Origin of the sequence: Kurthia senegalensis, from assembly GCF_000285595.1 — a bacterium.
GTDB lineage: Bacteria > Bacillota > Bacilli > Bacillales_A > Planococcaceae > Kurthia > Kurthia senegalensis.
Genome location: NZ_HE611069.1, coordinates 13,875 through 28,063, shown reverse-complemented (window position 1 = coordinate 28,063; position 14,189 = coordinate 13,875). Strand labels below are relative to the sequence as shown.

The window sequence follows — 14,189 nt, the reverse complement described above, 5'->3', positions numbered from 1 at the left end:
TATGAAATGTAGTAAAAGATCATTATCACTCGTTGCACTAACAGCAACGATGTTGTTAGCTGCTTGTGGTGATGAGGATGCAACAACTGAGAAACAAACTTCTTCACAAGAGACGTCCAAACAACAAGTTGAAAAACAAAAAACGGAAGTCACAACGGAGAAAAAGGTTGAAGAAAAACGTGATGCCGGTGGTTATATAATCGACCAAAAACCCGCTACTGAAGTGAAAAAAGTGAACGGTATTGTAATCGCAAATAAGCGTTACCCGATGCCAGGAGATTATGCACCAGGTGAAAGCAAAGAAGCTCGCACAGCATTTGAAAAATTAAATGCGTTTGCGAAAAAATCAGGCTATACGTTTAATGCGTTTAGCACGTATCGTTCATATGAACGTCAAACGGTATTGTATGAAAATTACAAGGCAAAAGATGGTCAAAAAGCAGCGGATCGCTATAGTGCACGTCCTGGTTTTTCAGAGCATCAAACAGGTTTAGCATTTGATATTGGTGATGCGAATGTGCCGAATGATTTTGCTTCAAATCGTTTTGGTGAAACAGAAGCCGGTAAATGGCTTGCAGAAAATGCACATAAATATGGATTCATTATGCGTTATCCGAACGACAAAGAAGATGTGACGGGGTATATGTATGAGTCATGGCATTTCCGTTATGTCGGTGTCGATATCGCAACGAAAATTTATAACGATGGCTCAACGCTTGAAGAATATTTAGGCATGGAAGGGTAATCTTTCAAAAGGGGTTTTGTAGATGATATGTTCGTGGAAAAAACTTTTCATATGTGGACTAAGTTTGTTCATTTGTTTTAGTTTCAGTACAGGAAGCCAAGCTGCAGTGAAGAAAGATTCGGGTGGCTACATAATCGGTCAAAAGCTTCCGAAGAAACCGTATTATAAAAATGGCGTGTTGATCGTTAATAAGCAACATCCACTTCCTAAAAAATATGCGCCAGGAGAAAGTAAAACGGCACGTAAAGCTTTTAATCAAATGGCGACAGCAGCACGTAAATCAGGGCATCGTTTAACAGCATTTAGTACGTACCGTTCATTTAGTCGTCAACAAGTACTGTATGCGAATTACAAAAAGAGAGACGGCCAAAAAGCAGCGGATCGATACAGCGCACGTGCGGGTTATTCCGAACATCAATCAGGCTTAGGGTTTGATATTGGAGATTCTCGTTATCCGAAACACTTTGCTGAGAATTCATTTGCTAAAACGAGAGCCGCAAAATGGTTAGCAAAACATGCACATGAATACGGTTTTGTTTTACGTTATCCGAAAGGAAAAGAAAAATAACCGGGTATATGTATGAATCATGGCATTTTCGTTACGTCGGTAAATCATTAGCGAAGAAAATACATGCAAAAAATGTTACGATGGAAGAATACTTTAACATTGTGAAATAAAGTAAACGAAAAAGGAACTGTCCGAGACAGTTCCTTTTTTGTTTATAAAATGGGAGATAATAGACGAGAAATCGATTCTTTCATTTTGATTTTTCTAGAACGAAACTCGTAACGAGCAGGTGTTAGATGAGAACAGTACAACATATCCCTTTCAAACATTTGACCAAGTTGTCGAGAAATTACACGGTCATAAATAAAAGCATTTACTTCAAAATTTAATTTAAAACTGCGAGAATCAATGTTTGCTGTGCCGACTGTGCATGCTTCGTCATCGATAACGACCATTTTCGTATGCAAGAATCCATTTTCGTAAATATATATTTTTGCCCCGGCTTTAATTAACTCTCCAACATAAGAATACGTCGCCCAATAGACGAACATGTGGTCAGGCTTATTCGGAATCATAATGCGCACGTCAATACCAGATAAACAAGCAATCCGTACAGCGTCCATGAAGCTATCATCGGGTATGAAATAAGGCGTCTGGATATAGATGTGTTTTTTAGCGATATTAATTAATTTTAAATAGCCACTTTTAATTTGCTCCCAGTCTGAATCGGGACCACTTGAAACAATTTGCATACCTACTTCACCTTTTCGGGTAATCGTAGGGAAGTAGTCATCTTCATATTCTAAATCTTTTTTATCAGATGCTTGATTCCAATCGAGTAAGAAACGCGTTTGAAGCGGATGAACGGCACTACCTTCTATTCGAAGATGTGTATCGCGCCAGTAGCCAAATTTTTTGTCTAGCCCTAAATATTCGTCGCCGACATTAAATCCACCAATATAGCCGACACGTCCATCGATAATAACGAGTTTACGGTGGTTTCGATAATTCATACGAGGGTTAATTAACGGGAGAATGGAAGGGAAAAATACTTCGACTTCTCCGCCAACTGCCAGTAATTCTTTAAAGTGGCGTTTATGAACACCTCTTGAACCCATTTCATCGTATAATAGACGAACTTTAACACCTTTTTTAGCTTGTTTGATTAATGCTTTTAAAATACGGTTGCCGAGATGATCTAGGCGGAAAATATAATATTGAATGTGAATATTTGTTTTAGCACATAAAATGTCATGAATGAGTGCATCAAATTTTTCATGCCCATCATCAAAAATATCAACTTTATTATCTTGTGTTAAAACAGCATGATTGTTTAATAAATGCATGTAAATAATGTCTCGGTATTGAGAGACATCATTCGTTCGATATTCAAGAGAATGTTCTTTAATTGCATCGATTTGATAATTGACGAGGTTGTCAATTCCGATTTTCTTACGACCTTCCCACCGAAATAAATGCTTTTTCCTAAGTTTTCTACCGAACAATAAATATAAAATAAATCCAATGACTGGTAAGAAGAAAAGAACGAGAATCCAAGCCCAAGTAGACGTTGGTTCTCTACGTTCAAGGAAAATAATAGCCGCTGCCAACAGTAAGTTGATAAACAGCGAAGCAGAAACGATGGAGAACGTAATGTAGCTGAAATCTAGAAACATAGAAGTCGCCTCCATATTTATAATAAAAATCTATAACAAGTATAACCTAATGTGAGAAAAACGACATATAAATAGAAAACGTATAAAACCTACTTGACTAATAGGTTTTATCGAGCTATTATAGGCTGAGTCATATAAATAGAAAAATTATTGGAGGCATTATAGATGGATACCGTATGGATTTTAGTGAACATCATCGTACTAATTGCTTTAATTGCATTACTATGGAAGATGAACACCAAACATCTCTCTTTCTCTAAACGTGTATTTGCAGGTTTGGGCTTAGGGATTTTATTCGGACTCGTATTACATTTCGTATACGGTCCAACGTCTGATATCGTTTTAAAAACATCAGATTGGTTTAGCATTGTAGGGTCAGGTTATGTGAAATTATTACAAATGGTTGCAATGCCACTCGTATTTATTTCAATCGTAGCAGCATTTACAAAAGTTGTAGCAGGTAAAAAATTCGGTAAATATGCAGCGCTTATTTTAGCGATGTTAGTCGGAACAACAGCTGTAGCGGCAGCTGTTGGTATTGCTTCAGCATTAGCATTTAATTTAGACGGTTCAAGTTTAGTTGGCGGTGAAGCTGAACAAGCTCGTGGACAAGAAATCGTAGCTAAGTCAGATGATATGGGTGATAAAACTTTACCACAACAAATTTTAGAATTTATTCCAGCGAACCCATTCTTAGACTTTACGGGTGCGCGTGGTTCATCAACAATCGCAGTTGTTATTTTCGCTGTATTTGTTGGTTTCGCTTACTTAGGTCTTGTACGTAAAGACGGCGAACATGCAGAATACATTAAAAAAGCAGTAGATACGTTGTATGCGCTCGTTATGCGTATCGTAACACTCGTATTACGCTTAACACCATTCGGTATTTTAGCAATCATGGCAAATACTGTCGCAACATCAGATTTCGAAGCCATTTACAATATGGGTAAATTTGTTATTGCATCGTATGTTGCGTTAATTGCGATGTTCTTAATTCACTTAATCGTTGTCGCTCTTACAGGTATGAGCCCAATCACTTACGTGAAAAAAGTAGCACCAACATTATTATTTGCTTTCACATCTCGTTCAAGTGCCGGTACGTTACCGATGAACATCGAAACACAACGTAAACGTTTAGGTGTTCCAGACGGTATTGCAAACTTTGCTGGTTCATTCGGTGTATCAATTGGTCAAAATGGTTGTGCCGGTATTTATCCAGCTATGTTAGCTGTAATGATTGCACCGAGCGTTGGTATTAATCCTTTCGAATGGCAATTTATTTTATTATTAATTGCGATCGTAGCGATTAGCTCATTCGGTGTAGCTGGTGTTGGTGGTGGTGCGACATTCGCAGCCATCATCGTATTATCTGCTATGGATTTACCAGTTGCATTAGCTGGTATTTTAATCTCAGTTGAACCATTAATCGACATGGGTCGTACAGCATTGAACGTAAACGATTCAATGCTTGCTGGGTTAACAACAGCACGTGCAACAGGCGAGTTAGATAAAGAAACATTCAATTCAAAAGAACCACAAGATTTAGCAGAATTATAATTTAAGGGTTGGGAAAATCCTTCTAGTTGAAACAATTTGGGATATTAAAAAGCAGCATGCGCTTGGGGAAGCGTAGGCTGCTTTTATTTATTTAGTCGCAATAAAAAAGAAGCACTGAATGGAGCAGCGCTTCTTTTTGTTGAATGTTATGTAAATACAAGAAAAAAACTCCGACAGCGTCGAAGCAAATTCAAGTAATTAATGGTGAGTTTGCGTAGGAGTTGATTTCGGTGGTGCAAGAGTTTTTAGCAATTCTAAGCGAGATTTCGTTTTCGTTGCTTTGACGCCTAGCTTAGATAAATTTGTAATAATTTTTCCAATATCGACTTCTTTTGTCATACAATCCACCTCAATTTCATAATTATTGTATAAGACGCGAAACGACCAATTAAAGTTTCAGCGTTTCATTTGACAAATTGTGAAAAATCTTTATGTACTTATCATACCATGATTTTCTCAATTAGAGTTTATCAAAATTGTTACATTCTTAAGTTTTTTTATTTAAAATAAGGGGACGATTTTTATCCAACAAACCTTTTATTTCCCTTCTTTTTGCTATTTAAAACTGTATTATTTAAATTCTTTCCATTAAGTAAAACACATTTATTTATTAAGGAATAGCCCATAATTGTAATGTTTGTGTAAATGATTTTATGGCGTACTTAATTTCAGTGCGATGTATAGTTCCATACGTGTTTGGGCGTCACTTAAATCAATTTTTAAAAGATGCTCAATTTTGGCTAGTCGATATTTCAATGTATTTTTATGAATGAATAGGGCATCTGCAGATCGTTGTAAAGAACCGTTAAATGTTAACCAAACGCGCAAATTTTCAAGCAGTTCTTCATGCTGTAAAATCGGTGCAATCGTTCGTTCTAAATATTGTTGTTTCGAAAGGTCTGTCACATCGTTTAATAAAAGTTCCATTTTCAAATCTTCTTCAAATACGATTGGATGATAAGGAGAGGCGAGTGTTAAAGCAACTTTCGCTAATTGATGAGATGTGTATAGCGAAGGGAATTCTTTTTCACTACCAATTGCGATGAATAACTTTTCGTGAAACATTTGCTCATACTGTGTATGGATTTTGTTACAAAGCTTTTCAAGTGACGATCGCGTTTGTTTTGGAAATAAAAAAATGAGTTGGTCGAAGCGCCACTGAACGAGTAGCGTATACTCATCGATATGGCATCGTGCTTTTAAATCATCAATTTGCTTATAATCGAGTTGACGATCTGTTTTAGCAATTGCGATGCGACCGTATTGTTCGGCATTCAGCTTCAAGGAAGTTGCGCGTTTATACAACGTATTTTTAGGTGTTGATTGACGTAATAAATCGGTTAAAAATAATTCGATTAAACGGTGATGTTGTTCACGTTCTTGATGACTGAGGAAATCTTTAATGAATAATAAAGAAATTCGTTGAATGAGCTTTCCGTACTTTTCAACGTTAGCCGCAGTGCCCGTTACACCGATTGCTCCGATGGACGTTCCGTCGATTACGAGGGGCATCGTTAAACCTTCACGTACTCCGTCTAATGAACGCGCTAAATCTTTCGTCATATGTTCGATTTTTTTAGATTCCATTGCAATAAGAGAGCCTTCGTGGAAAGAGCCGACACGCAGAGGGTCTGTGCTCGCTAGGATGAGTCCGTTATGGTCGACGATAATAAATTCATGGTCGACGAGTTCAGATAGTTCCTGAACGATTTTCAATGCGACGATGGGGAAGTTACTATACATGCACGCGTCTCCTTTCAGTTTTCATACATTTACCATATAAAAAAACTCGAAGCCATTCAAGCTTCGAGTTTCTTTTTTAGCCATGGAGTGCGTCGTATACATAATCGACGATATGCACCGCTTCCATGCGATCAGATACGTTTTCACGTTCAATACCTGCACGCATTTGCATTAAACAACCGGGGTTGGCTGTAATAATGAACTGCGGTGAAACCGATTGGACGTCCTCCATTTTAGTTGCCAAAATAGCATCTGCCATTTTAGGCTGTACGAGGTTATAAATACCTGCCGAACCACAGCAAGTATTCGCTCGTGGTAATTCAACATACGTTGTCCCCGGAATGTTTTTTAACAATTCACGAGGAGGTTCGATCACGCCGTTTACATTGCGTAGGTGGCAAGAATCTTGGTAAGTGACGACAGCTTGCTGAGTGGGGTGCGCTTCTTTTAATAAATCGACGATGCCTGCTTTTACGAGCAAGCTAGAAATATCGATTTGCTTATTGCTGAAGCGGGCAGCTTTGTCACGATACGTAGGATCATTTTTTAAATGCAGTGCATATTCTTTCAAAAAGGCACCACAACCACCGGCGTTGTTTACAATATAGTCATAGTCGTCGCTATCGAAAGCTTCAACGTTTTGAATTAAATTTTGATGGCCATGCTCCATTTGACCAGTATGCCCGTGTAAGGCACCGCAACACGCTTGATTGTCAGGAACATCGACGTGTACGCCAGCAAGTTCTAATAGCGCAATCGTCTTATCGTTGACGGTTTTGAACATCGTATCCATTAAACATCCTGCGAAGAAAGCAACGCGTAATGTCGATGTTTTTTTCGGGATTACTTTATCGATTTTTTTAGGTGGAGCAGGTAAGGCACGCTCCATCGCTTGTAAGTTTTTCGGGAATAAATTCATAAAGCCAATTTTCCGCGTTACTTTTTGCAAGCCTGATTTTTGATAAAACTGAACGAGCCCAACGACTTTAGATAAATTGTTTTGTTCGACGAATAAATGTTTGAATACAGTATTTTCAACGACTTTAGAAACACCTTTTGATGGGAGTGCTTCATGTAATGCTTCTCTCGTTTGCTCAATGAGTGAACCGTATTGTACACCTGCTGGACAAGCTGGCTCACATGCTCGACAGCCGAGGCATAAATCAAAGGAATGCTTGACGCTGTCATCAAAGTCGATGAAACCGTCACGTACGGCTTTCATTAAAGCGATTCGCCCTCGAGGTGAATTTGCTTCATCTGATTCTAAGTGGACGTATGTCGGGCAACTCGTTAAGCAAAAACCGCAGCGCATACAGTCCATTAATAAGTTTTCGTCGACATGCTCTTGGAAAGAGGCACGAACGTCTTGTGCGATGTTAGCCAAATTGAACCACCACCCGTTTCTTCGTATCTTTTGCGAATATTTTACCCGGATTCATAATATGGTGTGGGTCGAGTGCATCTTTAATGGCACGCATAGCTGCAATCCCTGCCTCACCAAGCTTCCATTCTAAATAAGGTGCTTTCATTTCACCGACGCCATGTTCTCCCGTAATCGTGCCGCCGAGTTGCAAAGCACCATCGAAAATTTCCGCTAATGCTTTTTCAACTTGTGCCATTTCTTGCTCGTCACGAACGTCTGTCAAACAAGTAGGATGAAGATTTCCATCGCCTGCATGTCCGAATGTCGCGATGTTGACGTTATATTTATCTGCGACGATGTTAATACGACGTACCATTTCTGCAAGTTGTGAGCGAGGAACGGTCGCATCTTCTAAAATGAGTGTCGGGCGTAGTTTAGACAGTGCAGATAGTGCGACGCGTCGCGCTGTTTTTAATTGCAATGCTTGTGCCTCGTCTTCAGCAATTTTCGTATACGTCGCGCCTTTTTCTTTCGCAATGGTCGTCATCGTCATAATGTCTTTATCCACAGTTACTTCGTCTCCATCTTGTTCGAAAAGAAGCATCGCCTCTACGTCTGTGGATAACCCAATATGCATAAATTGTTCGACAGCGACAATCGTTTTTTTATCTAGGAATTCGAGCGTTACAGGAATGATTTTATTTGCAATAATTTCTTGTACTGTTTCGGCAGCGTGTTCTAAAGAACTGAAATAAGCGATACTCGTCTTTTTAAAACGAGGAAGCGGAATTAATTTTAATGTAATCGACGTAATAATTCCGAGTGTTCCTTCTGCTCCAACGAGTAGGGAAGTTAAGTCGTAACCTGCGACATCTTTTGCGAGCTTACCACCTGTTGTAATCACTTCTCCATTCGGAAGAACTGCCTCTAGTCCACGAACGTAATCTTTCGTAACGCCGTATTTTAATCCGCGTAAGCCACCAGAATTTTCGCTAACATTGCCACCGATTGTAGAAATTTTCATAGAGCTTGGGTCGGGTGGATAAAATAAACCGTGTTGCTCAACGTAGTCACAAATATTCGCCGTAATCATGCCAGGTTGAACGGTAATTGTTAAATTGTCTTGGTCAAAATCAAGTATGCGATTCATTCGATTGAATAATAAAACGACACCGCCATTGTACGGAACGGTTCCTGCTGCTAAATTAGAACCAGAACCGCGTGGAATGATGGCAATTTTTTCTTGAATACATAATTTTACGATTGCACTAATTTGTGCCGTATCTGCAGGAGAGACGACAAGTTCAGGCATGCGTTGGAAATTTGCTGTTGCATCGTAAGAATATGCTAATAGTTCGGACGTACTCTGTTTCACATATTTCTCGCCAACGATGTGAGCAAATTGGTCAATGATCGATTGTTTCATGTTGTTGCCCCCTCTATGTATTACTACTAAGTTTAGTAGTTTGAATTATCAGATAGTATAGTTTGAAAGAACAATTTTATGAATTGTATATTACTGTTTTTTGTTCGAAACGACTAAAAAACCCTACTTGCTCTTGCAAGTAGGGTTTAAATAAATGATTAATCTTCATCGTTTCCAAACATATACGTATGGTGATGGAATTTCATGCTGAATACGAGACCAAGTGCGAGGGCATTCCCCATCATCGATGAACCACCGTAACTAATAAACGGTAATGGAATACCTGTAATCGGTAATACTTGAGTCGTCATACCGATGTTTTCTAGTACGTGGAATGTAATCATCGCGATAATACCTGCACAAACGTATGTACAGAACGGATCTTTCATTTGAAGCGTTAGTTTTGTTAAATGGTAAATCAAGAAGAAGAACAGCATAATAACGGCACATGCGCCGATAAAGCCCCATTCTTCACCGATAATACTAAAAATGAAATCGGTATGGTTTTCGGGTACGTAAACTTCATGTGCTTTGAAGCCTTTCCCGAAAATTTCACCTGAACCAATTGCATTTAATGATTTCACTAAGTGGTACCCTTCACTAGAAGAGTATGAGTACGGATCTAGCCAAGAATAAATACGTGCAAATTGATACGGTTTTAAGCCAAATGTATTGTATAAAAATTCTTGATTGTAAAGAGCCATCCAAAGTAAGGATGCACCACCAGCGACTGCAACAGTTGCAATCGGTAAAATAATACGCCAAGCGATGCCGCCAACGATAATAATGGCTGCTGTAATCGCAAGGAATACTAAGCTAGTCCCTAAATCGGGTTGTTTCATAATAAATGCTAGTGGAACGAGTAAAGTTAAAAAGATTTTTCCGAGTAAAATAAAATCGGATTTGATCGTTTTATTTGGATTCGCTTCATGGTGCTTTGTGACGACGCGTGCTAAAGCAAGGACATAAAAGGTTTTCATAAACTCAGAAGGCTGAATGTCGGCAAAGCCTAAGTGGAACCAACTTTTCGCGCCATTTCGTTCTTCTGTTAATGCTCCTGGAATCACCATTAATGCCAATAGTAAGAAAATACCGAAGCCATATAAGTACCAAGCCATTTTTTTGTATTGTTCAGGTTCGAAATACATCATCACAGTAATGATACAAGCAGCAACGAAATACCAGAAAAGTTGTTTCGGTACGAAGTTAATGCCGTATTGACCTGAAGTTTGTGCCGATGCAATTGCTGTTACACTGACGATACAAAAAAGTGCCAAAATGAATAGTAAAGTCCAATCCAAACGATCGAAGAAATTTTTTTGGTTGTTATTCATATATGCCACCTAATTTAATGTATTTTTTCTCATGAATAGTATAGCGTATTTCATTGTAACACGCTCGTGCATAAAGTTGTGACGAAATCGAACCACAAATGTTTCAAATTCTTGCATTTCATCTTATAATAAGAATGGAGTGGGGTGATCGACTTGGCAAAGAAAATGCGGGCTGCAGATGATTTTCTGCATCATTTATACGTGCATGTTAATGAACTGAACCAATTTGTGGTATTCAGTGGTTTGAAATTTCACGAATTTGCTTCCTCAGTCGGTCAACTTCAAAATATTTTGCTGTTGAAAAATGAGTTCGAAGATGGTTCGTTTAACATGCACACGCGTTTAGGGTTTGTAGACAGTAAAAGTATGCCGTATTTTGCAAAAAAGATGTCTGACTTAAAAGAAGATTTATGTTGGATTGATTTTTCTGAAGAAAAGAAATTGAATTTGCTCACACCGCAAGAGCAAGCGGAACTTCTTTATATCGGTCATAAAAAGGAACCGTTACGTTCTCCTTTTTATCACCAACTTCAAAATAAATACGTCTACTTAGAAAATAAAGAAGAGCAACATACGAAAATCTATTTTAATAATTTACAAGACAATGATCGACTCGTCGTCAACGTATTTAACAATGTGATTCAATTAAAAGAACGCCAAACGAGCTTCTGGCGTCGCCGCGTAGCAACAGCTATGCCTCACTTTACAGTGGACGTTTGCGATACGTTTCGTGAACATATGAAAGACGGTGCGCTTTTTTCAATGTATCGAATTGAAAAACCGAAAGTAGCATACGTCTTAGAAGTGAGAAATGTGGCGGATATCCATTTTGCAGACGAAATTTGGGATGATTTAAATACATTGTTAAAACAAAAACCAGATGGGGTACTAGAAGTACATAAATAGGCACAAGTCCATTGTCATCTTTGGATTCCTTTCATATTAATTAATGATTGGAATCTTTTTTCGATTTTTGATGACAATTTTTCTGATAGTGCTATTATAAAGAATGATTTTTTCTCTCAGAAACAACATCGAGAGGAACTTCATTCACTCTCTAACGTCCTATTAAATTCGAAGTACTTTAGATGAATGAATAAATAATTGGAGGAAATTTAACATTATGAATAAAAACTAGGCTTATTATACGGCGGTAAATCTGCAGAACATGACGTGTCATTATCTACAGCAAAGGCTGTTACACAAGCGTTAAACTTTGATAAATACGATATCATTCCGGTATTCATTACACGCGAAGGAGAATGGCGTGTTGGTGATCAATTAAAAGAGCCCGCACAATCGATTGAACAACTTGCATTTACTCGTGAGGAAGCGTCAGAAAACGATGTGTCTGAATTTTTTAGCTTCTATGAAAGAAAGCAAATTTGATGTTATTTTCCCATTACTACACGGCACGAACGGCGAAGACGGAACAGTACAAGGTTTCTTAGAAGTATTAAACCTTCCATACGTAGGAAATGGCGTTCTAGCTTCTTCAGCTGGTATGGACAAAGTTGTCATGAAACAATTATTTGAAATTGCAAATCTTCCACAAGTTGCTTACACATACTTCATTCGCAATGATTGGAACAAAAAACAAGACGCTTTAATCGCTGAAATGGAACAAAAATTAACGTACCCAATGTTCGTTAAACCAGCTAACTTAGGTTCAAGTGTGGGTGTTTCAAAAGCAGATGACCGCGCTGAATTAATTAAAGCAGTAGAAGTAGCCCTTAAATATGACCGTAAAATCGTTGTAGAAACAGGTGTTGTAGCACGTGAAGTAGAACTTGCCGTTTTAGGTAATGACGAACCAGAAACTTCTGTACCTGGTGAAATCAAACCAAAAACAGCTTTCTATGACTACGACTCTAAATACAATGATGATAATACCGATTTATTAATTCCAGCACCTGTTGAAGACGAAGTGTACGCACAATTGTCAGATATGGCAAAACGTGCATTCAAAATTTTAGACGGCTCTGGTTTAGTACGTGCGGACTTCTTCGTAACGAAAGATAACGAAATTTACATTAACGAAGTCAATACATTACCTGGTTTCACACCAATTAGTATGTATCCAATTCTTTGGCAAAACACAGATCTTCCATACGCTGACTTAATCGAAAAATTAATTTCATTAGGTATGGAACGTCACGCTGAAAAACAACAACTTCAATATCAATAAGAGGAGTCCTCATTTATGAAAAAGACGATTAACGAAATCGCGGCTTGGCTTAACGCAGATCATGTCGCGGAAGATGCTATCGTAACAGGTGTATCGATTAATACACGCACGTTGCAAAAAGGGGATTTATTTATTCCGTTCAGAGGTGAAAATACAAACGGTCATAAATACGTTGCACAAGCTTTTGAAAATGGTGCAGCTGCTGCATTATGGCAAAAAGACGAACCGAATCCACCAGCTGACTTACCGCTTATTTTTGTAGATGATTCAGAAGAAGCATTGCAACAAATGGCACGTGCTTATCGCGCAGAACACCAAGCAACTTTCATTGCTGTAACGGGTTCAAACGGTAAAACGTCTACGAAAGATTTAATTGCTGGTACGTTGTCTCCTTACTATAAAGTGCAAAAAACAGAAGGAAACTACAACAACCAATTAGGTTTACCATTAACGCTTTTAGGCTTAGATGAAGATACGCAATTTGCCGTTCTTGAAATGGGGATGGATGGGTATCATCAAATCGAGTTATTAACGAAATTGGCACAACCAAAATATGCGATTATTACGAATATCGGAGAGGCACATATGGAAGCGCTCGGTTCTCGTGAAGGAATTGCTAAAGCTAAATTTGAAATCGTTCAAGGCTTACAACAAGATGGTAAGTTTTTCTTTGATGGCGACGAACCGTTATTACGTCCATTAGTAGAAGCTGCTAACTTAAACACCGTTTCATTCGGTTTAGAAGAAAGTGACGATTTATTTGCTTCTAATATCGTAGAGGATCAACGTGGAAGTCATTTTGACGTTCACGGTGTGATGGAAGACCGTTTCTTCATTTCTGTACTCGGTCGTCATCAAGTGAAAAATACATTGATTGCGATTTTAATTGCGAAAGAAATTGGTTTATCAAACGATCAAATTCGCGAATCATTAAAACAAGTACAGTTAACAAATATGCGTATGCAATTAATTGAAGCGGATAACGGCATGTTATTCATTAATGATGCATACAATGCTGCACCGACTTCTGTCCGCGCAGCACTAAATTTCGTTGAACATGCGACACTGCGTCCTGATAAATGGGTCGTACTTGGCGATATGTTAGAGCTAGGTACGAACGAACGTCAATTCCATGAAAACATTGCGAACGATTTAAATACGGAAGCAATTAACCACGTATGTTTATACGGTCCAAGAATGGAAGCTTTGTATGAAAAATTACGAGTACAAGCAAACGTGGACGTCGTATGGAGTGCAGATGATTATGCACCAATCATCACGAAAATTGAAAAAGATGCATCGAAAGATTCACTTGTTCTATTAAAAGGTTCTCGTGGTATGGCACTTGAAAACGTACTGCAAGCCTTCGTAAAATAATAAAAATCAATGATTGGCCATAGTTCCTTTTTATAGGGATTATGGCTTTTTTTAATGCTCAAAAGCATGTGAATAAAGAATTCAGAAAACAAATTTCCGATTGTTATTCATTGCATAGTGTTAAAGTGCATGATAGAATGTTTAAAGCAATGGATACATTTTGTATGAGACTCTCCGACATTCGTATGGGGAGTACTTTTTTTTGAACATTACGGTCAATATGAGGTTTAAACCTTTGAATTGAACCGCTCGGCAAAGCCCGGGCTTTATTT

The 14,189-nt window shown here is 38.3% G+C and carries 11 protein-coding genes and 1 pseudogene; 6 read left to right on the top strand and 6 right to left on the bottom strand.

Annotated elements, in window-relative coordinates; translation table 11 throughout:
* Position 1: 1 nt before the first annotated feature.
* Positions 2-745 carry a M15 family metallopeptidase gene (locus KSHG_RS12725; RefSeq protein WP_010307309.1) on the top strand — a complete coding sequence of 248 codons (744 nt, stop codon included), beginning with the start codon at positions 2-4 and terminating at the stop codon, positions 743-745.
* Between the two features lie 106 nt (positions 746-851).
* Entirely contained in the window at positions 852-1,313 is a 462-nt protein-coding gene (locus tag KSHG_RS17000; RefSeq protein ID WP_010307307.1) for a M15 family metallopeptidase, read from the top strand.
* 152 nt (positions 1,314-1,465) lie between these two features.
* Here the strand turns inward: KSHG_RS17000 and cls are convergent, their stop codons facing one another.
* Positions 1,466-2,929 carry a cardiolipin synthase gene (gene cls, locus KSHG_RS12715; RefSeq protein ID WP_010307303.1) on the bottom strand — a complete coding sequence of 488 codons (1,464 nt, stop codon included), beginning with the start codon at positions 2,927-2,929 and terminating at the stop codon, positions 1,466-1,468.
* Positions 2,930-3,094: 165 nt separating this feature from the next.
* Between cls and KSHG_RS12710 the strand changes: the two genes are divergently transcribed.
* Positions 3,095-4,486 carry an L-cystine transporter gene (locus KSHG_RS12710; protein ID WP_010307299.1) on the top strand — a complete coding sequence of 464 codons (1,392 nt, stop codon included), beginning with the start codon at positions 3,095-3,097 and terminating at the stop codon, positions 4,484-4,486.
* Positions 4,487-4,684: 198 nt separating this feature from the next.
* Here the strand turns inward: KSHG_RS12710 and KSHG_RS18555 are convergent, their stop codons facing one another.
* From KSHG_RS18555 to rodA, 5 genes are all read right to left on the bottom strand, one after another.
* Complete coding sequence (locus tag KSHG_RS18555) at positions 4,685-4,825, bottom strand: Lmo0850 family protein (RefSeq protein WP_010307297.1); 141 nt, start codon at positions 4,823-4,825, stop codon at positions 4,685-4,687.
* A 312-nt stretch (positions 4,826-5,137) separates the two neighbouring features.
* Positions 5,138-6,229, bottom strand: a complete 1,092-nt coding sequence (locus KSHG_RS12700; RefSeq protein WP_010307295.1) for a CdaR family transcriptional regulator — start codon at positions 6,227-6,229, stop codon at positions 5,138-5,140.
* 76 nt (positions 6,230-6,305) lie between these two features.
* Positions 6,306-7,613, bottom strand: a complete 1,308-nt coding sequence (locus KSHG_RS12695) for a (Fe-S)-binding protein (protein ID WP_010307292.1) — start codon at positions 7,611-7,613, stop codon at positions 6,306-6,308.
* Positions 7,606-9,018 carry an FAD-binding oxidoreductase gene (locus KSHG_RS12690; protein WP_010307288.1) on the bottom strand — a complete coding sequence of 471 codons (1,413 nt, stop codon included), beginning with the start codon at positions 9,016-9,018 and terminating at the stop codon, positions 7,606-7,608. The genes KSHG_RS12695 and KSHG_RS12690 overlap by 8 nt, the downstream gene beginning before the upstream one ends.
* Before the next feature lie 158 nt (positions 9,019-9,176).
* Entirely contained in the window at positions 9,177-10,352 is a 1,176-nt protein-coding gene (gene rodA / locus KSHG_RS12685) for a rod shape-determining protein RodA (protein WP_010307283.1), read from the bottom strand.
* A gap of 144 nt (positions 10,353-10,496) precedes the next feature.
* Between rodA and KSHG_RS12680 the strand changes: the two genes are divergently transcribed.
* The 3 genes and pseudogenes from KSHG_RS12680 to KSHG_RS12670 all read left to right on the top strand — a co-directional run bounded on the left by KSHG_RS12680 (position 10,497) and on the right by KSHG_RS12670 (position 13,917).
* Positions 10,497-11,258, top strand: a complete 762-nt coding sequence (locus KSHG_RS12680; RefSeq protein WP_147630547.1) for a hypothetical protein — start codon at positions 10,497-10,499, stop codon at positions 11,256-11,258.
* A 267-nt stretch (positions 11,259-11,525) separates the two neighbouring features.
* Positions 11,526-12,540 (top strand): annotated as a pseudogene (locus KSHG_RS16995) (D-alanine--D-alanine ligase).
* Positions 12,541-12,555: 15 nt separating this feature from the next.
* Positions 12,556-13,917, top strand: coding sequence for a UDP-N-acetylmuramoyl-tripeptide--D-alanyl-D-alanine ligase (locus KSHG_RS12670; RefSeq protein ID WP_010307269.1), 1,362 nt, complete (start codon positions 12,556-12,558; stop codon positions 13,915-13,917).
* Positions 13,918-14,189 lie beyond the last annotated feature (272 nt).